Annotated in this window: 13 protein-coding genes and 2 pseudogenes; 3 read left to right on the plus strand and 12 right to left on the minus strand. The window is 73.3% G+C overall.

The genetic code is table 11. The features are described 5' to 3' along the window. Positions 1–25: 25 nt before the first annotated feature. The gene (locus WAB15_RS30535; RefSeq protein ID WP_407288178.1) at positions 26–7,834 is read right to left on the minus strand and encodes a type I polyketide synthase; all 7,809 of its coding nucleotides are present in this window, start codon (positions 7,832–7,834) and stop codon (positions 26–28) included. A gap of 505 nt (positions 7,835–8,339) precedes the next feature. Here WAB15_RS30535 and WAB15_RS30540 point away from each other — a divergent pair. Next, positions 8,340–9,167 (plus strand): methyltransferase domain-containing protein, encoded by an 828-nt coding sequence (locus WAB15_RS30540; protein WP_399146116.1) that lies wholly within the window; start codon positions 8,340–8,342, stop codon positions 9,165–9,167. A gap of 58 nt (positions 9,168–9,225) precedes the next feature. Here WAB15_RS30540 and WAB15_RS30545 read toward each other — a convergent pair whose 3' ends face one another. The 6 genes and pseudogenes from WAB15_RS30545 to nadC form a co-directional block, all read right to left on the minus strand. Continuing rightward, a complete protein-coding gene (locus WAB15_RS30545; protein ID WP_407288179.1) occupies positions 9,226–9,645 on the minus strand; it encodes a MarR family winged helix-turn-helix transcriptional regulator in 420 nt (139 codons plus the stop codon). A 116-nt stretch (positions 9,646–9,761) separates the two neighbouring features. After that, positions 9,762–10,922: a 3-deoxy-7-phosphoheptulonate synthase gene (locus WAB15_RS30550; RefSeq protein ID WP_407289326.1), complete on the minus strand. Its 1,161-nt coding sequence runs from the start codon at positions 10,920–10,922 to the stop codon at positions 9,762–9,764. A 21-nt stretch (positions 10,923–10,943) separates the two neighbouring features. After that, positions 10,944–12,881, minus strand: a pseudogene (locus tag WAB15_RS30555) (FAD/NAD(P)-binding protein); the annotation flags it as partial. A 47-nt stretch (positions 12,882–12,928) separates the two neighbouring features. After that, positions 12,929–15,154: an anthranilate synthase component I gene (locus WAB15_RS30560; RefSeq protein ID WP_407288180.1), complete on the minus strand. Its 2,226-nt coding sequence runs from the start codon at positions 15,152–15,154 to the stop codon at positions 12,929–12,931. Positions 15,155–15,230: 76 nt separating this feature from the next. Further along, the gene (locus tag WAB15_RS30565) at positions 15,231–16,859 is read right to left on the minus strand and encodes an AMP-binding protein (RefSeq protein ID WP_407288181.1); all 1,629 of its coding nucleotides are present in this window, start codon (positions 16,857–16,859) and stop codon (positions 15,231–15,233) included. Between the two features lie 289 nt (positions 16,860–17,148). Next, positions 17,149–18,042, minus strand: a pseudogene (nadC, locus tag WAB15_RS30570) (carboxylating nicotinate-nucleotide diphosphorylase); the annotation flags it as partial. Positions 18,043–18,439: 397 nt separating this feature from the next. Between nadC and WAB15_RS30575 the strand changes: the two are divergent. Together WAB15_RS30575 and WAB15_RS30580 are read left to right on the plus strand one after the other, a co-directional pair. After that, complete coding sequence (locus tag WAB15_RS30575; protein WP_399146120.1) at positions 18,440–19,510, plus strand: LLM class flavin-dependent oxidoreductase; 1,071 nt, start codon at positions 18,440–18,442, stop codon at positions 19,508–19,510. A gap of 218 nt (positions 19,511–19,728) precedes the next feature. Beyond that, complete coding sequence (locus tag WAB15_RS30580; protein ID WP_399146121.1) at positions 19,729–20,211, plus strand: flavin reductase family protein; 483 nt, start codon at positions 19,729–19,731, stop codon at positions 20,209–20,211. Between the two features lie 2 nt (positions 20,212–20,213). Here WAB15_RS30580 and WAB15_RS30585 read toward each other — a convergent pair whose 3' ends face one another. The 5 genes from WAB15_RS30585 to WAB15_RS30605 form a co-directional block, all read right to left on the minus strand. Beyond that, positions 20,214–21,203 carry a LysR family transcriptional regulator gene (locus WAB15_RS30585; RefSeq protein WP_399146122.1) on the minus strand — a complete coding sequence of 330 codons (990 nt, stop codon included), beginning with the start codon at positions 21,201–21,203 and terminating at the stop codon, positions 20,214–20,216. Positions 21,204–21,309: 106 nt separating this feature from the next. Then, positions 21,310–22,770, minus strand: a complete 1,461-nt coding sequence (locus tag WAB15_RS30590; RefSeq protein ID WP_399146123.1) for a lyase family protein — start codon at positions 22,768–22,770, stop codon at positions 21,310–21,312. Between the two features lie 272 nt (positions 22,771–23,042). Beyond that, positions 23,043–24,260 carry an MFS transporter gene (locus tag WAB15_RS30595; protein WP_407288182.1) on the minus strand — a complete coding sequence of 406 codons (1,218 nt, stop codon included), beginning with the start codon at positions 24,258–24,260 and terminating at the stop codon, positions 23,043–23,045. 85 nt (positions 24,261–24,345) lie between these two features. Next, positions 24,346–25,899, minus strand: a complete 1,554-nt coding sequence (locus WAB15_RS30600; RefSeq protein ID WP_407288183.1) for a class I adenylate-forming enzyme family protein — start codon at positions 25,897–25,899, stop codon at positions 24,346–24,348. A gap of 23 nt (positions 25,900–25,922) precedes the next feature. Further along, positions 25,923–26,390 carry an acyl-CoA thioesterase gene (locus WAB15_RS30605; RefSeq protein WP_407288184.1) on the minus strand — a complete coding sequence of 156 codons (468 nt, stop codon included), beginning with the start codon at positions 26,388–26,390 and terminating at the stop codon, positions 25,923–25,925. Positions 26,391–26,505: the final 115 nt, after the last annotated feature.

Here is a 26,505-nt window from a genome sequence, read left to right on the forward strand (position 1 = left end):
GAACGGAGTTCTCTTCGATGCGTTGCTACTCTTCGCCGAGCATGAGCCGCACCAAGTCGTCGGCGTCCATCTCGTTGATCCGCGCTTCCGCGTCAAGCAGTTCCTTCTTGCGTTGCTGTTCCTTCTCGCTGATCGGTTCCGCGGCGCCCGCGTCGGGTGTCTCGTCGTCCCCGATCGCCGTGGTCAGCAGGAAATCCACCAGCTTCTCCGGCGTGGGATGGTCGAAGATCACGGTGACCGGCAGCCGCAGCCCGGTGTCGGCCTGGAGCCGGTTGCGCAGCTCCACCGCGATCACCGAGTCGACGCCCAGGTCCTTGAACGCCGCACGGTCGCCGACCGCGTCCGCGTCGGCGTAGCCCAGTACGGCCGCCACCTGTGCGCGCACGAGCCGGGAGGCGGTCTCCCGGCGCCGCGCCGGCGTCAGCTCCGCGAGCCGCGTCGCCCAGGTCCCGGCGGCTTCGGCATCGGCGCCGTCCGGCTGCGGTGTGGCCGACTCCTCGACCGTCCGCCGCACTTCGGGCACCTCGGCGAAGAGCCGGCTCGGGCTCTTCGCGGTGAACGCCGGGAAGAACGCCGCCCAGTCCACGTCGGCGACGACCGGCGCCGCGGCGCTGCCGTCGAGGCACTGCCGCAGCGCCTCGATCGCGCGGTCCGGGTCCAGCAACCGGATGCCGTGGCGGACCACCGTCTCGTCCATGCCGTCGCGGGCCATCATCCCGTCGCCGGCCCACGGCCCCCAGATCACCGAAGTGGCCGGCAGGCCCTGCGACCTGCGGTACTCCGCGAGGGCGTCCTGGTAGGCGTTCGCCGCCGCGTATCCGCCGTTGCCCGCGCTGCCCCACATCCCGGAGACGGAGGAGAAGAGCACGAACGCGTCCAGGTCCTGCTCGCGGGTGAGCTCGTGCAGATGCAGCGCGGCGTCGGCCTTCGCCCGGATCAGCTCCGCGAAGCGCTGCGGGGTCAGCAGGTCGAGCGGGGTGTTCTCGATCAGCCCCGCCGTGTGGACGACGGTGCGCACCGGGCTGCCGTCCGCCTCCAGGTCGGCCAGCAGCCGGGCCAGCGCGGCACGGTCGCCGACGTCGCAGGCCAGGACGGTGACCCGGGCGCCGAGGGCGGTCAGCCGCTCCTTGAGCGCATCGGCGCCCGCCGCCTTCGGCCCGCTGCGGCTGACCAGCACGAGGTGCTCGGCGCCCTGTTCGGCCAGCCAGCGCGCGGCGTGCGCGCCGAGCGCGCCCGTGCCGCCGGTGACCAGCGCGGTGCCGCGCGGCTCCCAGCGCCGCCCGGGGGCGCTCTCCGGCCGCGGTGCGCGCACCAGCCTGCGGGCGAACACCCCCGCCGCGCGCAGCGCCACCTGGTTCTCGCCCTGTGCGGCCCACGGACCGGCCAGCACGGCCGGCAGCCGCCCGATGACGTCGCCGCCCGCCTCCGCCGGCAGATCGACCAGTCCGCCCCAGCGCTCGGGGAACTCCACGGCGGCGACCCGGCCAAGACCCCACACCTGCGCCTGGGCGGGCGAGGTCACCGTGTCGCCGGCGCCCACGGCCACCGCGCCCTGGGTCACCCACCACAGCCGTGCCGGGATCTCGGCGTCGCCGAGCGCCTGGACCAGCGTCAGGGCGTCGGCCCACTGCTCGGTCTCCGAGGGGAGCACCGGCCCGGCGGGCGCGGACGGCGCCAGCAGCGACAGCACTCCGGCCGGCTGCGGCCCCTCGCCGGCCGCGGCGCGCAGCCGTTCGACGAGTTCGCTCCGCCCGATGCCGGGCCGCACCGCCACCGCCACCACCTGCGCGCCGCTCCGGCCCAGGGCGTCCACGGCGGCCGCGACGGGCTGCCGCCGCTCGGCGCCCTCGCGCAGCAGCACCAGCCACCGGCCGGTCGGCGCGCTCACCGGGACCTGCGGCAGGGGCTGCCAGGTGACCTGGTAGCGCCAGGAGTCGACCAGGGCGCGCTCGCCCTGCTGCCGGTGCCATGCGGACAGTGCCGGCAACAGCGCCCGCAGGGCGTCCGGGTCCTGGAGGCCGACCTCGGCGGCCAGCCCTTCGGCGTCGCCGCGCTCCACCACCTCCCAGAACCGTGCCTGTGCCGCGTCGCCCCGCGCCACGGCGGCCGCGGGCTCGGGTGGCGCCAGCCAGTACCGCTGGTGCTGGAAGGAGTAGGTGGGCAGCTCCGTCCGCGCCGCGCCGAACCCGGCGAAGACGGCCGTCCAGTCCACCGGGGCGCCGAGCACATAGGCCTGCGCGAGCGAGGTCAGGAAACGCCGGGGGCCGCCGTCGTCGCGGCGCAGGGAGCCCACGACCGCGCCGGACCCGCCGAGTGTGTCGATGGCCTCCTGGGCGCCGACGCCGAGCACCGGGTGCGGGCTGACCTCGACCAGCAGCGTGTGGCCCTTCTTGAGGACCGTGCCCATGGCCCGCTCGAACTGGACCGGTTCGCGCAGGTTGCGGTACCAGTACTCGGCGTCGAGCGTGCGGGTGTCGAGCAGTTCCCCGGTCACCGTCGAGTAGAAGGGGACCTCGCCCGAGCGGGGTTCGACCTCGCGCAGCGCGTCCAGCAGCCGCTCGCGAATGGCCTCGACCTGCGCGGAGTGCGCCGCGTAGCTCACCGGGATCTGCTTGGCGCGGATCTCGCGGGCGGCGCACACCGCCAGCAGCTCCTCCAGCGCGGCCGGCTCCCCGGAGACCACCACCGACGAGGGTCCGTTGACCACGGCGAGGTCGAGCCGCTCGTCCCAGCAGGGCAGTCGACGTACCCGCTCGGCCGACAGCGACACCGACACCATCCCGCCGCGGCCGGAGATCGCGGTCAGCGCCCGGCTGCGCAGCGCCACGATCCGCGCGGCGTCCGCCAGTGTCAGCCCGCCCGCGACGCAGGCCGCGGCGATCTCGCCCTGGCTGTGCCCGATCACCGCGGTCGGCCGCACACCGTAGGACTCCCACAGCCGCGCCAGCGACACCATCATCGCGAACAGCACCGGCTGCACGACGTCGACCCGCTCCAGGCCCGGCGCACCGGGGGCACCGCGGAGTACGTCCAGCAGGGACCAGTCCACGACCGCGTCGAGGGCCGCCGCACACTCCTCCATCCGGGCGCGGAACACCGGTGAGGAGTCCAGGAGTTCCACCGCCATCTGGGCCCACTGCGCGCCCTGGCCCGGGAAGACGAACACCCGCTCCGCGCCGTGCACGGCGAGGCCGCGGACCACCGTCTCCGACGGGGCGTCCTGCGCCAGCGTGTCCAGGGCGGCGGCCAGTTGGTCCCGGTCGTCGCCGATCAGCACGGCGCGGTGGTCGAACGCGGCCCGGGTGGTCGCCAGGGAGTAGCCCACGTCGGCGGCGGCGAGGCCGTCGTGGCCGTCGAGATGCGTCCGCAGACCGGCGGCCTGGCCGCGCAGCGCCTGCGGGGTCTTCGCCGACAGCGGCCAGGCCACCGGGCCCGCCGGTGCGGCGGCCCGCTCGCCGGGCCCGGCCGCCGGCTCGGCCTCGGCGGGCGCCTCCTCCAGGATGGCGTGGACGTTGGTGCCGCTGATGCCGAACGAGGAGACGCCCGCCCGGCGCACCCGCTCGCCCGCCGGCCAGGGCACGCCGTCGGTCAGCAGTGCCACCGAGCCCGCGGACCAGTCCACATGCGGGGTCGGCCGGTCGATGTGCAGGCTGGCGGGCAGCCGGCCGTGCCGCAGCGCCATCACCATCTTGATCACCGCGGCCACGCCGGCGGCCGCCTGGGTGTGCCCGATGTTCGACTTCACCGATCCCAGCCACAGCGGCCGGTCGCCGCCCCGGTCCCGGCCGTACGTGGCCACCAGCGCCTGCGCCTCGATCGGATCGCCCAGCTTCGTGCCCGTGCCGTGCGCCTCCACCGCGTCGACGTCCCGCGCGGACACCCGGGCGTTGGCCAGTGCCTGGCGGATCACCCGCTCCTGCGACGGTCCGTTCGGCGCCGTGAGGCCGTTGCTGGCGCCGTCCTGGTTGACCGCCGAGCCGCGCACCAGCGCGAGCACCCGGTGGCCGTGGCGGCGGGCGTCCGACAGCCGCTCCAGCACGACCATGCCCACGCCCTCGCTCCAGCCGGTGCCGTCGGCGGCGGCCGCGAACGGCTTGCAGCGGCCGTCGGGCGCCAGACCGCGCTGCTGGGCGAACTCCACGAACATGCCCGGTGTCGCCATCACCGTCACCCCGCCGGCCAGCGCCATCGTGCACTCGCCCTGCTGGAGGGACCGGCTCGCCATGTGCAGCGCCGCCAGCGACGACGAGCAGGCCGTGTCCACGGTGACCGCCGGGCCCTCCAGGCCGAGGGTGTAGGCCACCCGGCCGGAGATGACGCTGGCGGTGTTGCCGGTCAGCAGATAGCCCTGCGCGCCCTGTGCCGGCTCGCCCAGCCTGGGGCCGTAGTCCTGCGCGGTCGCGCCGGCGAACACCCCGACCTGGCTGCCCCGCAGCGCGGTGGGGTCGATGCCCGCCCGCTCCAGCGCCTCCCAGGCCGTCTCCAGCACCAGCCGCTGCTGCGGGTCCATGGCGAGCGCCTCGCGCGGGCTGATCCCGAAGAAGCCCGCGTCGAAGGCGGCCGCGTCGTAGAGGAACCCGCCCTCCCGCGTGTACCGGACGTCCGGGTTCTCCGGGTCGCGGAGCTCGTCGGCGGGCCAGCCGCGGTCGGTGGGGAACGCGGAGACGGCGTCCGCGCCGTCGGCCACGAGCCGCCACAGGTCCTCCGGCGAGCGCACCCCGCCGGGGAAGCGGCAGCCCATGCCCACGATGGCGATCGGCTCGTCGAGGGCGGTCGCCGCCGGCCGCCGGTCCTCCGCGGCCGGCTTCTCGCCCGACAGCTCGGCCCGCAGATAGCGCACCAGTTCGACCGGCGTCGGGTAGTTGTAGATCAGAGTGGGGGGCAGCTGCGCCAGGCCGGTCGCCTCGGCCACCCGGTCCCGGAACTCGACCGCGGTGAGCGAGTCGAAGCCCAGCTCCTTGAACGTCCTGCCGGTGTCGACGGTGTCGGACGACAGGTGCCCGAGCACCGTCGCCACACTCGCCCGCACCAGCTCCGCCACATCCGCCTCGGAGCCGGCACCGACCGGCTCGTGCCGCTCGGGCGCCGGAGCGGGCTCGGCACCGGCCGTGGCGTCCGCGGGCCGCGCGGTGTCCGCCTCGTCCGCCCGGTCCGTCCCGCCGACCCAGTAGGACCGCCGCTGGAAGGCGTACGTCGGCAGCTCGACCCGCGCCCCGAAGGACCCGGTGAGCGGTGCGAAGTCCACCGCCGCCCCGCGCACGAACGCCTCGGCGAGCGCGGCGGCCACGGTGCGGTCCTCCAACTGGCCGTCGCGCAGCAGGGGGACGACCGCGGCGCCGGGCCGCCCGCCGTCCGCGGCCAGGCTCTCCCGGGTCATCGCGGTCAGGCCGCCGGGGCCGAGCTCCAGATAGCCCGTGACGCCTTCGGACCGCAGCAGGCGGACACCGTCGTGGTAGCGCACGGCCGACCGGATGTGCCGCGTCCAGTAGTCCGGTGAGCCGAGTTCGTCCGCGGTGGCGAGCCGTCCGGTGACGTTGGAGACCAGCGGGATCTCGGGGGCGCCGTAGCTCAACTGCCGGGCCACCTCCCGGAACTCGTCCAGTACGCCGTCCATGTGCGGCGAGTGGAAGGCATGGCTGACGCGCAGCCGCTTGGTCTTGCGGCCGTCGGCCGCGAACCCGGCGGCGACGGCCTCGGCCGCCTCCCGGTCGCCGGAGATCACGGTGGTCAGCGGACCGTTGAGGGCGGCGATCGAGACCAGCCGGTCGCGGTCGGCCAGCGCGGCGCGGACCTCCCGCTCGTCGGCCTGGAGCGCGAACATCGTGCCGCCCGCGGTGGCCTGCTGCATCAGCCGTCCCCGGGCCGCGACCAGGGTGCAGGCGTCGGCGAGGGACAGCACCCCGGAGACATGGGCGGCGGTCAGCTCGCCGATGGAGTGGCCGAGGAGGAAGTCCGGGCGCAGCCCGCACCGCCGGATCAGGCGGAACAGCGCGACCTCCACCGCGAACAGCGCGGCCTGGGTGAACCGCGTCTCGTCCAGCAGGGCCGCCTCGTCGGTGCCGGGCTCGGCGAAGATCAGGTCCTGGAGCCGGTGCGGCAGTTCGGTGTCCAGCTGGGCGCACACCTCGTCCAGCGCGTCGGCGAACGCCGGAACCGCCGCGTGCAGCCGGCGTCCCATCCCGGGGCGCTGGCTGCCCTGCCCGGTGAACAGGAACGCCGTCCGGCCCCCGCCGCGGGTGGTGCCGCGCACCAGGTTCGGCGCGGGCGCGTCGCGTACGAGGGCCTCCAGGCCGCCGAGGTGGTCGCCGCGCTCGCCGCCCAGGACGACGGCGCGTTCCTCGAACGCGGTGCGGTGGGTCGCCAGGGAGAAGGCGATGTCCGCCGGGTCCAGTTCGGGGTGGGCGGTGACATGGTCGCGCAGCCGCTCCGCCTGGGCGCGCACCGCGGCCGCGGACCGCCCCGAGAGCACCCACGGCAGCAGCGCCGGGGCCTGGGCGGGACGGCCGGCGGGTGCCTCGTCGTGGCCGGTCTCGGCGTCCGCGGCCCTGGTGTGGGCGTCCGACAGCACCACATGGCAGTTGGTGCCGCCCATGCCGAACGAGCTGACGCCCGCCAGCAGCGGGGCCTCGCCGCGCGGCCACCCGCTCAGGTCCGTCTGCACCCGCAGCTTCCACTCGTCGAAGGGGATCTGCGGGTTGGGGGTACGGAAGTTGAGGCTCGGCGGGATCTCCCGGTGCCCGATGCTCAGTGCGGTCTTGATGAGTCCGGCGACACCGGCGGCGGCTTCCAGGTGCCCGATGTTGGTCTTCACCGACCCGACGAGCAGCGGTGCGCCCTCGCCACGGTCCGCACCGAACACGGCGCCGAGCGCGGCGGACTCCAGCGGGTCGCCCTTCTTCGTCCCGGTGCCGTGCAGCTCCACGTACTGCACCTCGGACGGGTCGGCGCCGGCCTTGCGGTACGCCTCGCGCAGCACCTCCTCCTGCGCCCGGGAACTGGGGACGGTGAGTCCCTCGCTCGCACCGTCGTTGTTCATCGCGGTGCCCTCGATCACGCAGTGGACGCGGTCGTTGTCGGCGAGGGCCCGGGAGAGGGGTTTGAGCACGACGAGTCCGGCGCCCTCGCCGCGGACATAGCCGTTGGCGCGGGCGTCGAAGGTGAAGCAGCGGCCGTCCGGGGACAGTCCGCCGAACTTCTCGGAGTAAAGGGTGCTCTCCGGCGCGAGGTTGAGGCTCACCCCGCCCGCCAGCGCGAGCGCGGCCTCGCCCCGGCGCAGGCTCTCGCAGGCCGTGTGCACCGCGACCAGCGAGGACGACTGCCCGGTGTCCAGCACCATGCTCGGCCCGCGCAGATCGAAGGTGTACGACACCCGGTTGGCGATGATGCTGCGATGCAGACCGGTCATGCTGTGCTGGGTGGCCGCGCCCTCGCCGCGCCGGTGCAGCACGGTGGCGTAGTCGTCCCACATGGCCCCCACGAACACGCCGACCCTGCGGCCTTTCAGGTCCGCGGCGACGATCCCGGCGTCCTCGAACGCCTCCCAGCTCAATTCGAGGGCCAGCCGCTGCTGCGGATCCATGGCGGCCGCTTCACGGGGCGAGATGTCGAAGAATTCGGGATCGAACTGGTCGACCTGGTCCAGGAAGCCGCCCGCGCGGTTACCGGTCGGCCGGTCGGGACGAGATTCTGATACGGCGTCGGTGCCGTTGCTCAGCAGCTTCCAGTAGGCATCCGGGTTCGGCGCGCCGGGAAATCGACAGGCCAGGCCGACGACCGCGATGGGATCGTTCTCCACGCTGGTGCTGTCCTGCGGGAAAACTCGAGCGGTGCGCATGAAACTCCCCCAAAGGCCGACGGCGGGCGAATGTCAGGTGACATGTCGCGAACCAGGATTTCGCTGGACAGAGATATTGGGGCCGAGCCCTCGTGATGTGAACCCGCTCACGCCGGTCGCGCAAGCGCCCGCTGACCCGTCAATTGCCAGTCCTCACCGGCCCTGCTCGATGGCGGGCCCGGCTCGCTCGCAGGGCCTGCCACTCTGCAGAGTCCCTGATGTGATCACGTGTTAATCAGTACACCCGACGCCTGCTGTACTGTCCAATAACTCGCCCGATGAGGCTGATAACTTCTGCTATCAGGGCTGGCGGGCGGTGCGATCGGCGTTTTGCCGAGAAAAACAAAACACCCGGTCCAAATGGCAGGTAAATGCAGTGAATAAGGCGGGGAAAGCTGCCGGTGGCGGGTGAAGTGATCCATTGACAAACGGACTTGGCGCTTTGTAGCGTCCGTCCGGCGGTGCGGGCGCACCGGCCGGGGAATGAGGGAAAGGCATATCAGGGATGGCCGAACAGCAAATACCCACCGCGGCGGACGTGGGCAGCATGTACGACCAGTCGACCGATCTTCTCTCCGAAGTGATGGGGGGAAATATTCATCTGGGCTACTGGCGCAGCGATGACGACGACGCCACGGTCGCCGAGGCCACCGACACGCTGACCGACATGGTCGCCGACCGGCTCGCGCTCTCACCGGGTCTGCGGGTGCTGGACATCGGCTGCGGCAGCGGCAAGCCCGCCGTCCATATCGCGGGCGGGCGCGAGGTGCACGTCACCGGTGTCACCATCAGCGCCCAGCAGGCGGAAGTGGCCGCCGCCCGGCCCGAAGTCGGCGACGGCAGCGGCCAGGTGGCCTTCCGGCAGGCCGACGGCATGGACCTGCCCTTCGACGACGGCCACTTCGACCGCGTCTACGCCATCGAGTCCTTCCTGCACATGTCCGACCGCGCCAAGGCCATCGCCGAGGCGACGCGGGTGCTGCGCCCCGGCGGCATGCTGGTGACGGCGAACCCGTACCAGGAGGGCGAACTCGACGCCCGGGGGACCGAGATCGTGGCGGCCAACCGCAGGCTGTTCCAGATCCCGCCGATCGGCGACGCCGACGAGTACGTCGCCCACATGGAGAAGGCCGGCCTGGAGGTCGTCGAGGTACTGGACATCGGCGAGAACGTACGGCGCAGCCACACGCTGGCCGCGGCTGCCATCCGGCAGGCCAAGGAGACGTTCGACGACGCGTTCAGCGAACAGCTCACCGAGGCCGCCGACATCATCGAGCGCTTCGGGGACCTGCCGCAGATCGGCTACGGCATCATCGCCGCCCGCAAGGCCTGAGGCTGATGTGTGTGCGGAGCCGGGTCGCCCCGGGCCACCCGGCTCCGCGCGCGTTCGCTCAGGCCAGTATCCGGCGCAGCAGATTCCGCAGGGTCGCGCGCTCCTGGTCCTCCAGCGCGGCCAGCGGCTCGCGGGCGAAGTCCAGTGAGGAGCGCAGGCGGTCGGCGGTGCGGCGGCCCGCGTCGGTGGCGGCGACCAGCTTGACGCGGCGGTCGGCGGGGTCGGGGCGGCGCTGCACCAGAGTGCGGGCTTCGAGACGGTCGACGAGGCCGGTCACGTTGGACGGTTCGCACTTGAGCTGCTCGGCGATCCGGCGCATCGGCAGCGGCCCGTGGGAGAGCAGCGCCAGCAGGCGGGCCTGGGCGCCGGTGAGCTGGTGGTCGGCCGCGGCCGCTTCGTACTCGTCGTGGAAGCGGGACACCATCGTGCCGATGAGGTCGATGACCTCCAGGGTCAGCGGTGAAGCCGGTAAGTTCATTGCTTGAGTTTAACCATTCAGGTGATGAAGCAACTGCGGTGCGCAACTACGGTGCGTGCAACCGGCGTTCGGTCCTCGCGCGCCCCGTCGCGCACCCCGGCCGACGCTCAGGAAGGTCACCGGCCTCCGTACAGCTCGGCGATCGCGAAGGCGAGTTCGAGAGCCTGGTCCGGGCTCAGGAGCGGATCGCCGGCGTTCGGCCCCGGGGCTCCGGACAACTCCAGCCGGACGCCGCCCGGATGGGTGCCCAGTGCCCGGTGGACCTCGAAGAAGCCGCCGACCTCGTCCAGGACGTCGGCGAGGCGGCGCGTACCGGCTCCGCTCGGGGCGCCGCCGGTGCCGCCGTGCATCGGGTCGCACACCCAGCCCACCGGGGCGCCGCTCGCGGCGACCTTCGCCACCAGCTCGGGCAGCCGGTCCCGCACCGCCGCCGCGCCCATCCGGATGAGGAACGTCAGCCGCCCCGGGACGTGTTCGGGGTCGAGGCGGTCGATCATCGCGAGCGCCTCGTCGGCCGTCGCGGCGGGGCCGAGGACGACCCCCAGCGGATTGCCGATGCCCGCGGCGAACTCCACCCGCGCGTCGTCCGGCCCCCGGGGGCCCTCGCCGATCCACAGCAGATGGCCCGACAGGGCGTACGCCCGCCCACCGCGCTCGTCGACCCGGGTCAGCGCGGACTCGTACGCCGTCGGGTGCGCCGCATGGCCGGCGAAGAACTCCGCGGTGCCCGGCGCGTCCCCGGTGGCTCCGGCGGCCTCCATGAAGCGGATCGCCGCGCCGATGTCCCGGGTCAGACGGCGATGGCGGACCCGCGCGGGGGAGCGTGCCGCGAAGTCCTCGAGGGCGCGGTGCGTGCGTCGCAGGTCGGTGTGGAGGCCGGCGGTGAGACCGCGCAGCAGGTTCAGCGCCGCCGCCGAGGCGTGGTACGTCCGCCGCAGCCGCTCCGCGTCCGGGGCGTACGAATCCGGCAGACCGTTCGGCCCCTCGGCCCCGGCCGTCCCGGCCACCTTCACCACCGGGACCGAGCCCGCGTAGGACAGCACGACGGCCATCCGCAGCAGTGTCGTCAGCACCTCGCCGGTCGGCGCACGGCCGCCGCCCAGCAGCGTGAACGCCTCGCCGCGGGCGACCGCCGCGAGTCGGTCGCGGAGCCGGTCGCACTCGTCGGGGAACACCAGCGGCGGACGGCCCTCCAGGTCCGCGACGGCCCGGCGCAGCGCCAACGCCGCGCCGGGTGCGCCGGGTGCGCCGGGTTCGATGGGGTCGGTGGCGGTCATGACGCCCGGTGCGCGATGTCCGGGGCGGGCTCGGCGGTCCGGGGGCAGGGCGAGGACGGCGCGGGCCATGGCGTCGGAGTCGCCGAGGGTCACCGAGTCCACGCCGGGGCGTATCCCGGCGGCGGTGACCCAGTGGACGGCCTCGGTGGGGACTCCGTAGGCCAGCCGCCGCGGGTGCGCCCGTCCACGGGCGTCGACCAGGCGGTAGGGGCGGGCCGTGACCGCGAGGCCACCGGTCTCGTGGTCGGTGCCGTCGTCGGAGGCGATGCGGTAGGGGGCGCACTGGCCGGTCCGCAGCAGGTGGCGCAGCAGGGGGTCGCCGGTGCGGCGCAGGTCCGGGTCCGGCAGGCGCGCCTCGATCAGCACCCGCGCGTCGATCTCGGGACCGGGCACCGAGGAGCGGGCGCGAAACGCCCTGCGATCGGCGTCCGGCCGCACCCGCATCCCGGGCCCCAGGACGTCGAGCACGCCCGCCTCCATCAGCGCGGTCATCTCCTCGATGCGGGAGGTGGGCGGGCCGATGGACAAGAACGCGTTGAGCGGGGTGTACCAGCCCTGGAGGTCGTCCCGGTAGGAGGCGCCGTCCAGGCCGCCGTGGTCGACCACGAGCCGGATCTCGTTGCGCAGATCGCGCAGCACGTCCAGGGCGGCCTTGAGCGGTCCGCCGACGTTGCCGGCCCGGGCCTCGCGCGCATCGCGCCGCAGATGCTCCAGCAGCCGGCGGCGGAACTCCTCCCGGTCGGCGAACGGCCGTCCGCCGTACGGCGCGGCGATGCGCTCCCAGTCCCACCGCTCGGCATCGGGGACGGCGTAGGCGTCCAGCAGGCGCCGCCGGGACGCGGCGTCGGTGGCGGCCGGGTACCGCTCGGTGAAGCGCTCGCGCTCCGCGCCGCGGCCGTGCGCGGTCAGCCAGGTGCCGTAGTAGACGCACTCGACCTCCATGGCGATCAGCGGCCACAGTTCGGTGCGGAACCGCACCCGCTCACCCCGCTCGGCGCGCCGGCGCAGCCCGTCGATCACGTCCGGGGTCAGCAGCAGCGGACGGTGCCGGCCGTGTGCGCCCTTCTCGTTCTCGCCGCGCGCGTGGTACGGCACGCCGCGCCGCGAGCCGGCGTACAGCCGCGGCTCGTGCCCCGAGGGGTGGTAGACCAGCCCGCGACCGGTCCGCTCGAAGGAGCCTCCGCGGCCGACGGTGAACAGCGCCAGGTAGTCGAAGAAGGTGAGTCCCAGGCCGCGCAGCAGCACGGTCTCACCGGGCCGGATCTGGGTGATGTCCACGTCGGCGGGGTTGGCCGGCGGTATGTGGCGCAGGCCCGACTCCCGTGCCGCGGCGGTCAGTCGCTCCTCCTCGCGGGTGGCCAGGGCGGGGACGTGCCCCTGTGCGAGCACGACGGCGTCGAGCCCGGACAGCCGGGTGCCGTCCGCCAGCGTCAGCAGCTGCGCACCGGCCCGTGTGCCGCCCTCGTCGTCGAGTGCGACCGCCCGGGTCCGGTGGACGCACACGGTGACATGGTCCGGCGCCCCGGCCACGATCCGGCGGTAGGCGTCCTCCAGGTAGCGGCCGTAGAAGGCGCGGGTGGGGTAGGCGTCCGGCCCCAGGTCCCGGGCCTCGGCGAGGGTCTCGTCGTCGAAGCCGCCGAACGACTGCTCCAGCGGCCCCATCAGGGACAGCGAACGGGCCCAGTCGTACAGGCCCGGACCGGGTTCGACCGGGCCCGCCATGCTCACGCCGGCGTCGGTGTACACGGTGATCTGCGAGGCGACGGTGTTCATCAGCAGATGCCGGGACTGCGAGGTGCGCCAGATCTGGCCCGCGCCGGGCCGGAACGGGTCGACGAGGTGGACGACGACAGCCGGGTGCGCGGGCGCCGCGCGCTCGTTGGCGCACAGCCGCTCCAGCACCGACAGCCCTCGTGGTCCGGCGCCGACGATGCCGATCCGAAGCGGCCGAACGGCCATGGGAGTTCTCCTCGTGGATGTGTGGTGGGCCGCTGCGCTCCGCCGTTTCACGGCCGCCGTCCCCTCGCACCGGCGCCCGCACGGTGGCGGACCAGGGAGGTCACGGCGCCCTCGACCACCAGGTGGCCGATCCGTCGGCCGGCGGTCATGATCGACTCGGGGTGGAACTGGACGGCGGCCAGCGGCCTTTGACGGTGCTCGACGGCCATGACCACGCCGTCCGCGGTCTCGGCGGTCACCCGCAGCTGCGCGGGAAGCCGCGCCGCGGTGGCGTACAGCGAGTGGTAGCGCCCCACCTCGAACTCCCGGGGCAGTCCGGCCAGCAGGCGGCTGTCCTCGGCGGTCACCCTGACCCGGGACGGCTTGCCGTGCACCGGCCGGTCCAGCACGCCCAGCGTGCCGCCGAAGTGCTCGACGAGTCCCTGCAGGCCCAGGCACACCCCGAAGACCGGCAGGTCCAGCCGCTCGGCCTCGGTGAGCGTCGCGCCCAGCCCGAAGTCCGCGGGTCGGCCCGGTCCCGGCGAGAGCACCAGCAGGTCGGGCCGTTCCCGCGCCAGCATCGGCAGATGGCCGGGGGTCCGGTAGGTCGTCACCCGCGCACCGGTCTGGCGCAGGTAGTCGGCGAGGCAGTGGGCGAACGAGTCGCGGTGGTCGACCATCAGGATGCGCAGGCCCTCGCCCGGCCGGTCCCGGCCCGCGCTCGGCGGCCCGGCGGCCGGCACCGGTCCGTCGAGCACCCGCAGCAGCGCCTCGGCCTTGAGCTCGGTCTCGGCCTCCTCCGCCGCCGGCGAGGAGTCGTACAGCAGCGTCGCCCCGGCCCGCACCGTCGCCACGCCGTCGCGCACCTGGATGGTGCGCAGGGCCAGCACCGTGTCCAGGTCCCCGTCGAAGGCGAGGCACCCCACCGCCCCCGCGTACCAGCGGCGCGGTGAGCGCTCCTCGCGCTCGATGAACTCCACCGCCGCCAGCTTGGGCGCCCCGGTGACGGTCACCGCCCACAGGTGGGCGAGGAAGCCGTCGAGGGCGTCGCGCCCCGGCGCGAGCACCCCGCGCACCCGGTCCACGGTGTGGATGAGCGTGGCGTACTTCTCGATCCGCCGCCGGGCGGTGACCTGCACGGAACCGGGCACGCAGACGCGGGCCTTGTCGTTGCGGTCCACGTCCGTGCACATGGTCAGCTCGGATTCCTCCTTGGCGGAGTTGAGCAGCCGGCGGATGTGCTCGGCGTCCTCCATGGCGTCGCGGCCCCGCCGGACGGTCCCGCTGATCGGCGAGGACTCCACCACCAGGTGGTCGCCGGCGCCGGCCGCACCGGCCTCGTGCCGCACCCGTACGAACATCTCGGGCGAGGCGCCGATCAGGTACTCCCGCTCCCCGAGGTTGGCCAGCAGGCTGTGCGGAGCCGGGTTGCTCTCCCGCAGCCGCCGGAAGAGCACGGAGGGCGGCTGTGCGCAGGGGCGGCGGAAGACCTGGCCGGGGACCACCTCGAACAGGTCGCCCGAGCGGAAGAGTTCCTTGGCCCGGGTCACCACCCCGGCGTACTCGCCGGGCGCGTGGTCGCGCAGCCGGCCGGGGGCGCCGGGGGTGAACTCCACGGCGTCGGTGGTGCGCGGCAGCCCTTCGGTGCGCGCCCGGCCGACGGTGAACTCGTAGGCGTGCCGCACCGCCTCGTCGCGGCGCAGGTCGAGCTCGTAGATCTCGTCCGGCAGGTGCAACACCAGGTCGCGGTCGTCCGGATCGCGCCGCTGGTGCAGTTCGACGGGGTCCACCTGGAACAGCAGGTCGTAGCCGAAGGCGCCGTGCAGCCCCAGCAGCCGGTCCTCGGGCGCCGCCATGGCCCGCAGCAGCGCGCGCACCGCGTGGAAGACACCGGCGTGCGAGGTGCGGTCCTCCTCCGCGAAGATCCCGGTGCGCCCGGGGACCCGTCCCGACACCTCGTCGTCCCCGGCCGACAGCCCGGTCAGGACCGCGTCCAGCGCGCCGCGCAGCGCGGGGATCAGCACCCGGCCACGGGAGTTGAGCGCGCGGACGGTCACCCGGTCGCCGCGCACACTCACCTCGACCGGGGGATCGGCGTAGCCGACGACGACCTCGTCGCCGCGGAACCGCAGCATGCCGCGCCGCCGGTCGAGCGCGCTCTCCAGCCGGGCCCGCACGAGCCGGGCGCTGCCGGCCGGGGTCACCGAGCGGTGCACGCTCACCCCGGCGGGAGTGGTCCACTGCGTCACCCGCCGAGCGGTCGGAGGGGCGCCGACGGTCTCCGTCAGCGACATCAGAACTCACCTGCCTGGAAGAAGGAGACGGCCGGTCGGCCGGGGCCCCGGACGAGACGACGACGCCGCCGGTCGCTCATGCGCGGTCCGCCGCGAGAGCGGCCCGCAGCACATGGCGCTGCAGCTTTCCGGTGTCGCCGAAGGGGAGCGCGGCGACGAACTCCACCAGCCGCGGGTACTTGTACGGTGCGATCTCGGCCTTGACGAAATCCTTGATGTCCCGGGCGAGTTGCTCGCCCGCTTCGAAGCCGGGCGCGAGGACGACGAAGCCCTTGACGACCTGGCCGCGTTCCGGATCGGGCACGCCGACCACCCCGCAGTCCATGACGGCCGGGTGGCGGATCATCGCCTGCTCCACCTCGGGGGCGGCGACGTTGTATCCGGCGGTGACGATCATGTCGTCGGCGCGGGCCTGGTAGTGGAAGTAGCCGTCGGTGTCGCGGACGTAGATGTCGCCGGTGATGTTCCAGCCGTTTTGCACCTGCGCCCGCTGCCGGTCGTCGCTGAGATAGCGGCACCCGGTCGGCCCCTGCACGGCCAGCCGCCCCGGCGCACCGTCCGGGAGCGGGGCGCCCTCCTCGTCGACCACACGGGCGCGGAACCCGGGCACCGGCTTGCCGGTCGCGCCGGGCCGGATGGCGTCGTCGGCGGCCGAGATGAAGACGTGCAGCAGCTCCGTGGAGCCGATGCCCTCGATGATCCGCCGGCCGGTGGCCCGCTCGAAGGCGTGCCAGGTGTCCGCGGGCAGCGCTTCCCCGGCCGAGACGCACCGCCGCAGCGACCGCAGGTCGTAGGTCTCGATCCGCCGCAGCGCCGTGCGGTAGGCGGTGGGCGCGGTGAGCAGCACGGTGACCTTGTGCCGGCCCACCGCGCTGAACAGCTCCCCGGGGGAGGCCGCCGGCAGCAGCAGCGCCGATGCGCCGGCCCGCAGCGGGAAGACCAGCAGGCCGCCGAGGCCGAAGGTGAAGGCGAGCGGCGGGCTGCCGGCGAAGAGGTCGTCGGGCCGGGGCCGCAGGACGTGCGCGGAGAAGGTGTCGGCGATGGCGAGCACATCGCGGTGGAAGTGCATCGTCGCCTTGGGCTGCCCGCTGGTGCCCGAGGTGAAGGCGATCAGGGCCACGTCGTCGGCGGCGGTGTCCACCGCGGTGAACCCGCCGGCCCGGTCCGCCGCCCGCCGGCTCAGCTCGCAGCCGGCATGCCCGTACGCGACGATGTGCAGCCCCGGCAGGCCGGCCCGCTCCAGCTCGCCGGTGAAGTGCGCGTCGCACAGCGCGAGGCCGACGCGGGCCTTGGTCGCCACGGCGTGCAGCTCCTTGGCCCGCAGCAGCGCCATGGTCGTCACCACCACCCCGCCGGCCTTCAGGACGGCGAGCCAGCAGGCGGCCATCCAGGGCGAGTTGGGGCCGTGCAGCAGCACCCGGTTGCCCGGCACCAGGCCGTAGTCCTCGGCCAGCACCCGGGCGATCCTGTCGACGCGCTCCCTGAGTTGCCCGTACGACCAGACCCGGCCGGCATCGTCGCGCAGGGCGGGCGGCCCGTCGCCGAACCGGGCGATGGTGGCGTCGAGCAGCTCCACGGCGCAGTTGAGCCGTTGCGGGTAGCGCAGTTCCGGCAGGTCGAAGACGAGCTCGGGCCACTCCTCGCGCGGTGGCAGGCTGTCGCGGGGGAAGGTGTCCTGGTGCGCAGAAGGTGACAGTGGTTCCATCGCTCCTCCGTCAGGGGCCCGGGGCACGGACGGCACGCCATCCCTTGCCCGGACTCCGCTCGCCGGGGCATCCGGTGCGAGCCCATGCTGCGCGCGTAGTTCGCGCCGCGTGCGGCCCTGGCACCTTCCTGCAGCCTCGGGGCGCGGCGGTGGCAGCTTGCTGCCTAAGGGGTGTCTCTCCGAACTCCGTGGGCCTGCGGAGATCGGAGAGACACCCCCTGGCCGACGGAGCGGGAGGCGGGCGCCGGACCGCGCCTCCCGCGAGGTGCCGCGGCCGGACGCCGCCCGGTCAGTGCCGCGCCCTCAGGTCCAGTCCGATGTCGAGGGCCGGTACGGAGTGGGTGAGGGCGCCCACCGAGAGGAAGTCGACGCCGGTCTCGGCGTAGGCGCGGGCGGTGTCCAGGGTGAGGCGGCCGGAGGACTCCAGCAGGGCGCGGCCCGCGACGAGGGCGACGGCCTCGGCGGTGCGGGCGGGGGTGAAGTTGTCCAGCAGGATCAGGTCGGCGCCCGCGTCCAGCACTTCGTGCACCTGGGGCAGGGTGTCCACCTCGACCTCGATGGCCAGGTCGGGGAACTCCCGGCGCACGGCGGAGAACGCCTGGGCGACCCCGCCGGCCGCGATGACGTGGTTGTCCTTGACCAGGGCCGCGTCGGACAGCGACATGCGGTGGTTGACGCCGCCGCCGCACCGCACCGCGTACTTCTCCAGCGCGCGCAGGCCCGCGGTGGTCTTGCGGGTGTCGCGGACCCTCGCCCCGGTGCCTTCCAGGACGTCGGCCCAGCGGCGGGTCGCGGTGGCGATCCCGGACAGCCGGCACAGCAGGTTCAGCGCGCTGCGCTCGGCGGTGAGCAGAGCGCGGGTGCGGGTGGCGACGCTCAGCAGCGCCTGGCCCGCCTCGACCCGGTCGCCGTCCTCGGCGTGCCGCTCGACGGTGAACGCCTCGGCGCACACCACCGACAGCACGGCCTCCGCGACCCGGAGCCCCGCGACCACGCCGGCCTCGCGTGCGGTGAAGTCGCCCGAGCAGACGGCGTCCTCGGCGATCGTCGCGCAGGTCGTCACGTCCACACCGCCGTCGAGGTCCTCCTCGACGGCCCGGCGTGCGAGGTCCGCGACCCCTGAGGGGTCCAGCCCCGCCTGGGTGAGCAGCGCCGCGAGATCCGGGTCGAGCCCGCTCTCCGGCCGGCTCGGCGCGCAGGGAAGGATCACAGTGCTCATGGCAGCGGCTCCGGGGTGAGTGTGGTGGCCGGCGCCGGCATTCCCACACCCGGCGCCACGGGGCGCTGCGACGCTATCAACTCACCTCTCCCACCAGCTCGATTGGCGCAATTCAGCCGGGAGATCAGATCGGTTATCAAGCCGATAGCCCACCTTATTTGACGGCTCTGACGGCCGGTTGCCACAGTTACGCCATCCGAACATCGACTCCGAATGCCGTCGAATGCACCGGAGGTATGTGCGGCGAGTGCCGCGGCGATGTGTGATCACTCTTGAGTCGCCGCGCGGGGGATACGCCATGGACGCCTCGTCGCATCACCCCTTGCCCATGCCGGCGCACCCTTTTCCTCAGGAGAGTTCCGTGGACTTCGGTCTGAACTTTTTCCCGGTTTTCACGCCCGATCACAAGCCCGCGTCGCAGTTCTATCGCGAGGCCATCGCGTTGAGTCAGATCGCGGAGGAGTACGGGTTCGAGCATGTGCAGACGGTGGAGCACTACGGCACACCGTACGGCGGGTACAGCCCCGACCCGGTGACCCTGCTCTCCGCGATCGCCGCGCGCACCAAGACCATCCGGGTCGCCAGCGGCGCCGTCATTCCCGCCTTCACCCACCCGCTGCAGCTCGCGAGCAAGCTGGCGATGCTGGACAACATCTCCGACGGGCGCCTGGACGTCGGCTTCGGCCGTGCCTGGCTGCCCCAGGAGTTCGAGTGGCTGGGCGTGTCGATCGACGAGAGCCGCCGCCGGTTCAGCGAGGGCATCGAGGCCTGCCGCCGGCTGTGGAGCGAGGAGGACGTCGTCTTCGAGGGCGAGTTCCACTCCTTCGGGCCGGTGACGCTCTCGCCCCGCCCGGTGCAGCAGTCGGGCCCGCCGGTGTTCGTCGCCTCCGCGTCGAGCCCCGAGTCCTGCGCCGCCGCCGGCAAGGCGGGCTACCACCTGCAGGTGGTGCCGACGATCGTCAGCCACGAGACGGTGGTGGAGATGCTCGCCGCCTACCGCAAGGCGTGGGTGGAGGCCGGCCACGCCAAGGGCGCGGCCCGTATCCAGCTCAAGTACAACTGCTACCTCTCCGAGGACCGCGACGAGGCGCTGCGGCGCGGCGAGGAGATGGAGAACAACCACGTCGAGCTGATGTCCGAGGCGGCCGCGGGATGGCTGCGGACCAGCTCGGACCAGTACAAGGGGTACGACAAGCTCGTCGACAAGGCGCGCGAGTACGACTTCGGCAAGGCCCTGAGCGCGGGCAAGATCCTGGCCGGAAATCCGGACGACGTGATCGGGCAGCTCGACGCCTCCCGGGCGAGCTACGGCGACGACCTGTGCATCAGCATCCAGGTCAACTCGGGCTACACGGAGTACCGCGACGCCGAGCGGAGCTTGCGTCTCTTCGCCGAGAAGGTGGCCCCGCTGTTCAAGCCCCGCGAGCGATGACCCGCTGAGGCAGCCGGGCACCGTTTCGCGTACGGCCCGCCGTTGCCGGGTGAGGAAACACCTCGCCCGGCAACGGCGGCCGCCGAGGACGCCTTTCGGTGCATGTGCCTTTCGGTGCACGCGCCCCGATGCGGTCGCCCTTTTCCTCCGGCGCCTGCAATGGCGCCGCAGGGTTCTCCCGCCGACGGAATGCGTGGTGGCAAATGCTTGATTCCCAGATGTCCGCAGTGGCACCCGAGACGTTTCTCGACGCGATGAGCAGCCTCGCGTCCGGCGTCGCCGCGGTCACCGCCGCCGACCGCTCGGGCGCACCGTGCGGACTGCTGGTGTCCTCGCTGTGCTCGTACAGCGCCGCCCCGCCGTCGGTCATGCTCGCCGTCGACCAGCGGGCCCGCTCCTACGCCTCGCTCCTGGCCGCGCAGGAGTTCGCGGTCCACCTGCTGCACTCGGGGCAGGGCGAGATCGCCTCGGTGTTCGCGGGCCGGAGCGAGCACAAGTTCGCCGGGCAGGACTGGTCGTGGGACGGACCGGTGCCCCGCCTGGAGGGCGCGCTGGTGTATCTGCGGTGCGTACGGGCCAAGGTCGTCGAGCACGGCGACCACGCCATCCTGGTCGGGAACGTCGCCGGTTGCGACGTCGGACCGGGGGAGCCGCTGGTCTACTTCCGGCGCGCCCTCGACTGGCGGCTGACCGCGCCGTGAGGTCAGCTCCAGGTGCGGCCGCAGGCGATCAGCTTGTTGTGCGCGGCGGAGACCTGCGGACGGGAGACGTCCCCTTCGCGGGTGGCCAGGTACGTGGTGGTGATCGGCGGGATCTCGGGTTTCAGGAGGGGGACGAGCGTGCCGCGGGCGAAGTCGTCGGCGCACAGGTACGTCGGGACCACGGTGATGCCGACCGACGCCCGGACGGCGGAGAGCACCGCCCGGTGGTCGGGCACCACCACGTCGGGTGCGGTGGACCGCGGCGCGTGGAAGACCGACCACCAGTAGTGGTCGATGAGCGGCACGGACTCGGCGAAGGCGACCAGGGGGTAGGCGGACAGCACGTGCGGCGCTTCGCCGGCGGTGAGGATCGGCGCCAGGTCGCGCGCCGTCTCGGGGGAGGCGACCAGGCTGCACTCCTCGTCGTACAACGGCAGTGCGGTGATCCCCTTCAGACGGGGACGCACCCGGGCGATGACGATGTCCAGCTCTCCCGCGGCCAGTTGGGACAGCAGGGCGTCGGAGAGCGCCAGGGTGGTGTGCAGCTGCACGCTGTCGCGGAGCATGTCGGCGAGCGCCGGCAGGATCCGGTCGCTGATCAGGTCGCTGGGGGCGCCCAGCCGCAGGGGACGGGCCGGGCCGTCGGTGCCGAAGTAGCGTTGTAAGACGAAGTCGAGGGCGTCGACCGCGCCCTCGGCGTCGCGGGCGAGGGACTCCGCGGCCGGGGTAGGCCTCGATCCGGTGGCGTGCCGGACGAACAGCGGCACCCCCACCCGCTCTTCGAGCATGCGGATCTGCTGGGTGACGGCGGGCTGCGAGATATGCAGCCGGTGGGCGGCCTTTCCGAAGGATCCGGTGCGGTAGACCTCGACGAAGGTACGCAGCAGGGCGGGGTTGAGCGGTCCCGACTCCTCTTTGCACACCGCGCCCTGTGGAGCGCGCGAGGTGTGCGAGGCGCGGCGGTTCGGTCCCGAGACGCGTACGGAGGGCATGAGGGGCTCCCTGTGTTCAACCGGACGGATGGTCGGTGGTCGTGGGGGATGGGGGCGAGGGGCGCGGGGCGTATCGCACGGCCGGTGCGGCAGGTCGCGTCGCGTCCTACCGTGCGGCCGCCGGGCCGGTCTCCAGCGCGCGGTCCACCAGGACGGCGGCCGCGCCGGTGTAGGCGGTCGGGTCGGTGAGCGCGGTCAGGGCCGCGCCGTCCAGGTGGTCGGCGACCTGCGGGAACGTCATCAGGGCCGTGGCGAGCGGACAGCCCCGTTCACCGGCCAGCCGCGAGGCGTCGGTCAGCACCCGCTTGGCCTCGGCCTTGCCGAGGTGGGGCGCGAGGACCGCCGCGACGCGCTCCGAGACGATCCGGCTGCCGGTCAGGCCGAGGTTGTGCAGCATCCGTTCCGGCTTGACGCGCAGGCCCTCGGCCAGTTCGACGGCGGTGTGCGTGGCACCGGCGGTCAGCCGCAGGCACTCGCGCAGCAGCTCCCATTCGGCGTGCCAGGCGCCCGCGGAGCGCTCGTCCTCCGACAGCAGACTCTGCGTCAGCCCCAGCGCCATCGGCGGGACCTGCAGGGCCGCGGACCGCAGCAGCGTGGCGAGGACCGGATTGTGCTTGTGCGGCATGGCGGAGGAGGCGCCGCGGCCCGCCACCGGCGCCTCCTCGACCTCGGCGATCTCGGTCCGGGCGAGGGTCTGCACGTCGACGGCGAGTTTGCCCAGGGCCGCCGCGGTGAACGACAGCGCCGCGCCGAGGTCCGCGAGGGGGGTGCGCAGGGCGTGCCAGGGCAGCGCCGGCCGGGCCAGTCCGGTCTCCCGCGCGAAGGCGTCGGTCAGCTCATCGGCGTAGGCCCGGGTTCCCGGGCGCGCGTCCGCCTCGGCGGTGTCGAGCCGCGCGTACTCCAGGTATCCGGCCAGGGTGCCCGCCGCGCCGCCGAGCGACACCGGCAGGCCGCCGTCCTCCACCAGCCGCCGCAGGCGTTCGTCGGCGTCCAGCAGCAACTGCCGCCAGCCGGCGGCCTTCAGGCCGAAGGTCGTGGGCACCGCGTGCAGCGCGAGGGTGCGCCCGGCCATCGGGGTGGCGCGGTGGTGCAGCGCGAGGCGGGCGAGCGCCGTGGCCGCGCGCCGCAGGTCCGCGCGCATCGGACCGAGGGCCCGGCGCGCCACCAGCATGCACGCGGTGTCGAGGATGTCCTGGCTGGTCGAGCCGCGGTGGACGTACTCGGCGGCCTGCGGGTCCCTGGCGGCGACCTCGCGGGTGAAGGCGGCGACCAGGCCCACCACCGGGTTGGCGGTCTCGCGCGCCGCGAGGGCGAGGGCACGCGGGTCCAGCAGCTCCGCCCGCGCGGTGTCGGTGATCGCGGCCGCGGCGCCGGCCGGCACCACGCCGAGGCTCGCCTGGGCCCGGGCGAGCGCCGCCTCCGCGTCCAGCATCGCCTGCACCCAGGCCCGGTCGCCGACCACCCGCTCGACGGGGGTGCCGGCCCGCACCGGCGAGAGCAGCCCCGCGTCGGTCTCGCCGGGCGTCGCCGCCTCGGCGGCCGCGGTGACGGATGTCGTGTCGGTCATGCGCCGCCCTCCCTGGGATCTGTGCACCGGCCGATCCCACTGTGCGTGCCGAGTGCGGTGCGATCGTCGTGGGCGGCAGCTTGTTGCCGGATTCCGGTCAAACGTGGCTACTTGCTGTTGCACATTACTTGCACTAATCGAAGGCCGGGCCGGCTTCCCGGTTCCGCCGGATCTCGTGGAAGCCCGGCGTCGAGGTGACACACCGGCGCCCAAGGGCGAGGCGGCGGCCGAGCCGAGGACGGAACGCCGCCGTACTTCCGCTCGGGGCTCCGTCAGGCCACCGCCCTGGTCCGGGTCGCGACGGTGACCGTGATGCTGAGCGCGGCGAGCAGGCTGATGATGATCGCGAAGACCACGGCCGCGGTGAGCATCGGCAGCTCCGTGACCATCACGCCGATGCCGAGGACCGGCAGGGTCAGGCCCAGGTACGCGGCGGCGAAGTAGCTGGAGACGACCTGGCCCACCCGGTCGGGAGGGGCCTGGTGGGACACCATGGCCAGGCCCGCGCGGAAGGCGAGGCCGCTGCCCGCACCGCCGATCACCGACCCCGCCAGGAACAGGGCGAGGGAGGCCGCCGGCAACGCGGCCACGAACAGCCCCAGTCCGACCGGGACCGCCACCATGCCGAGCACGGACCCCACCCGGGGCGCCAGCCGGGCGCCCAGCAGCTGGGCGAGCCCCGCGGAGCCGAACGCGCTGAAGGCGACCACGCCCACCATCAGATGGCTGTTGATGTGCAGCCCGCCGGTGAGGAACTTGCCGGCCAGCGCGGCGAGCAGCCCCAGCAGGGCGAAGGCCCCGAAGACCGCGACGGCCATGGCGGTGAACACCGACCGCATCTCCGCCGGAACCCCCAGCCGCTGCGGCCGGAAACGCGCCCTGCCCTCCCGCCGCACGGTCTCGGGGAGCAGCAGCAGCGCGAACCCGGGCAGCAGCAGACCGCCCAGCACCAGGTAGGAGACGGTCAGCGGCGCGGGGACGAACTCCACCAGCGCCCCGGACAGCAGTGCCCCCACGCCCAGGCCCAGCATGTTGGCGGCCGACGACGTCAGCGCGGCCCGCCCGCGGTCCTGGAGGAGTTCACCGAGGTAGGCGGTGGCGGCACCGTTGGCCAGGCCCACCGACAGGCCGCACAGCAGGCGCCCGGCGATGATGCCGGGAAGCGTGGGGGAGAGGGCGAACGTCACACAGCTGCACACGGCCAGGCACAGCGCCGGGGCGATCGTCGCCCGCCGGCCGATCTGGTCGGACAGCGAGCCGAACAGCACCAGGGAGGACAGCGCGCCGACCGCGAAGGCGGCGAAGACGGCCGAGACCGTGACCGGCGACAGATCGAGCCGCTGCGCGTACATCGAGTACATCGGGGTGGGCACGGTCCCCCCGAGCAGCAGGGTGAACACGATGTAGGTGACCGTCCAGGCCGCCGCCGTACGGGGCTTGGGCCTGGCGTGCGCGCTGCCCACCCGGGTGCGCAGCTTGGGTGTCGGCATACTGCTTCTTTCCTTACCTGACGTACGGAAAACGGCCCGGGCGCGCCGTTGGGGGGTGGGCGGCGCGCCCGGGCGGGCGGAGGTGTCACACGCTCTGGTAGGCGTCCCGCATGGTGCGCTTGAGGGCCTTGCCGGTGATGCCGACGTGGTCGTCGGACTCCTTGACCACGATCCGGTCGACGACCGGGAGCCGCGCCCGGGACAGCGCCGCGTTGATCCGCGTGCGCAGCGCCTCCAGGTCGGCTTCGGCCGACGACAGGTCGACGGTGAGGACCAGGCGCCGCGGCGCTTCGGCGGTCGCCGAGGAGTGCACCAGGGAGCAGTCGAAAACCTCCGGAATCTGGCGCAGAATCAACTCTTCGATTTGGCAGCTGTAGATGGTGCCCCGCGGCGTGGTGATGCTGTCGGATGTGCGGTCGACGTGGTAGAAGCGGCCGTCCTCGTCGCGGTAGGCGAGGTCGCCGGTGAGCCAGTAGCCCCGCACCCGGTTCTTCTCACTCAGCAGCGAGTCGTTCCAGTAACCCGCCGTGACGGTGGGCGACTTCAGCGCCAGCCGCCCCACGGTGCCGTGCTCCGCCGGCTTGTCCGTGTCGTCGAAGACCTGGGCGTCGATCCAGTCGAAGGGCCGCCCTATGCACCGGCCGTAGCGGTCCGTGGCCGGCGAGTGGACCTGCCGGAACATCGCGAAGCCGAACTCCGAGGAGCCGAAGTTGTCGATGAACAGGGACCCGGGGGTCATGGTGCCGCTGCGGTCGCGGTGGTTGCCCAGCCGGACCAGCCGCCGGATGTGTCGCTCGTGGTTGGCGTCACCGGTGGACATCCAGCGGGCGACCGACCCGAAGTCGTAGCGGTCCAGGTCCAGGCGGCACAGGTCGACGAAGACCTTCGGGAAGGCGGCGACCAGTTCGGGCCGGAACTCCTCGATGCGTCCCGCCAGATGCTCCGGCTCGCGCCCGGTGCTCAGCAGCACCCGGCTGCCGCGTGCCACACAGGACATCAGCACCGAGATCGCCGACGCATGGCTCTGCGGGAGCGCGGAGAGCACGCGCGCTCCGAGCTCCGCGCCGATCTGCTGCCGGATGCCGAAGAAGAAGCCCTGGTGGTTGAACTGGACGGCCTTCGGTACGCCGGTGGTCCCGGAGGTGTGCGCGATCAGGACCGGGTCGTCGTCGGCGTGGGTGAACACCCGGAAGGGGCCGTCGGCATACGGGTCGGCGTCGTAGGAGGGGATGTCCAGCGCGCCCTCGTCGAGCCTGCCGTCGCAGACCACCGCCACCGCGCCGACCCGGGAGATGAACGTGGCCGCGATGTCCGGCGGCAGCAGGCTGTTGAGGAATACCGGAATGGCGCCGATCTTCGTCAGGGCGATGTAGTGGATCAGATAGCGCACGCTCTCGTCCAGAAAGAGCGCCACCGGGTCCTTGGGCCCGATGCCGTCGCGCTGGAATCCGGCGGCCACCCGGTCGGTGAGCGCGTCGAGTTCGGCGAGCGTGAACTCCCGGACGGCGTGGCCTTCGGGGTGGTGGTAGTCCTTGTCCAGCTCGATGACGCTCTTGCCGGCGACCGCGCCGGCGGCGGCCGCGGTGCGGAAGAAGTTGCCCGCTCCCACGCCCTCGGTGAGCACCAGTTCGTCTGCCATCTCTCGCTTACGTCCTTCCCCTGTCACGTGGTCGCCGGGTCGGCCGCCGGGTTCAGCCATTCCTGCATCGCGCTACGGATGTCGTCGGGAATCGGCACCGGCCGGTGGGAATCGAGCGACATGCACACCAGGACGGCCTTGATCCGTACGCGTACGTCGGCCGGATCGGCGCCGGTGCACGAGAACGCGAGGTGGAACGAGCTGGTCTTGATCTGGTTCACCTCCAGGGCGAACCGCACGGTGTCACCCAGCCGGCTCGGCGCGAGGAAGTCGCATTCCAGCCGCACGGTCGGAATGCCGAGCTGCCGCTTCTGGAAGAGCCCCGCGTAGTCGGTGCGCAGTCCGACTTCGAACCATTCCTGGAGAATCTCGTTCATCAGCAGCAGGTACTGCGGATAGAACACGATGCCGGCCGGGTCGCAGTGGTGGAACCAGATGTTCTTGTCCCGCGCGAATATCGGCGTCGCATCGTCGGCAGCTGTGGTGTGCACGGTCCCGGATCACTTCCGTCGCGTCGTCTGCGCCCTGCCCCGCAGGGAAACCCCTCGGGAGAGCACCTCGTGGGAAGCGTAGGCCGGGCCCGCCCCGCCCCTGCCCGCAAGGCAG

This window comes from Streptomyces sirii, assembly GCF_045690365.1.
GTDB lineage: Bacteria > Actinomycetota > Actinomycetes > Streptomycetales > Streptomycetaceae > Streptomyces > Streptomyces sirii.

Bases quoted from the DNA above. Each gene is read 5' to 3' on its own strand.
- WAB15_RS30535 (WP_407288178.1), bottom strand. From the start codon at position 7,834: ATGCGCACCGCTCGAGTTTTCCCGCAGGACAGCACCAGCGTGGAGAAC.
- WAB15_RS30540 (WP_399146116.1), top strand. From the start codon at position 8,340: ATGGCCGAACAGCAAATACCCACCGCGGCGGACGTGGGCAGCATGTAC.
- WAB15_RS30545 (WP_407288179.1), bottom strand. From the start codon at position 9,645: ATGAACTTACCGGCTTCACCGCTGACCCTGGAGGTCATCGACCTCATC.
- WAB15_RS30550 (WP_407289326.1), bottom strand. From the start codon at position 10,922: ATGACCGCCACCGACCCCATCGAACCCGGCGCACCCGGCGCACCCGGC.
- WAB15_RS30560 (WP_407288180.1), bottom strand. From the start codon at position 15,154: ATGTCGCTGACGGAGACCGTCGGCGCCCCTCCGACCGCTCGGCGGGTG.
- WAB15_RS30565 (WP_407288181.1), bottom strand. From the start codon at position 16,859: ATGGAACCACTGTCACCTTCTGCGCACCAGGACACCTTCCCCCGCGAC.
- WAB15_RS30580 (WP_399146121.1), top strand. From the start codon at position 19,729: ATGTCCGCAGTGGCACCCGAGACGTTTCTCGACGCGATGAGCAGCCTC.
- WAB15_RS30585 (WP_399146122.1), bottom strand. From the start codon at position 21,203: ATGCCCTCCGTACGCGTCTCGGGACCGAACCGCCGCGCCTCGCACACC.
- WAB15_RS30590 (WP_399146123.1), bottom strand. From the start codon at position 22,770: ATGACCGACACGACATCCGTCACCGCGGCCGCCGAGGCGGCGACGCCC.
- WAB15_RS30595 (WP_407288182.1), bottom strand. From the start codon at position 24,260: ATGCCGACACCCAAGCTGCGCACCCGGGTGGGCAGCGCGCACGCCAGG.
- WAB15_RS30600 (WP_407288183.1), bottom strand. From the start codon at position 25,899: ATGGCAGACGAACTGGTGCTCACCGAGGGCGTGGGAGCGGGCAACTTC.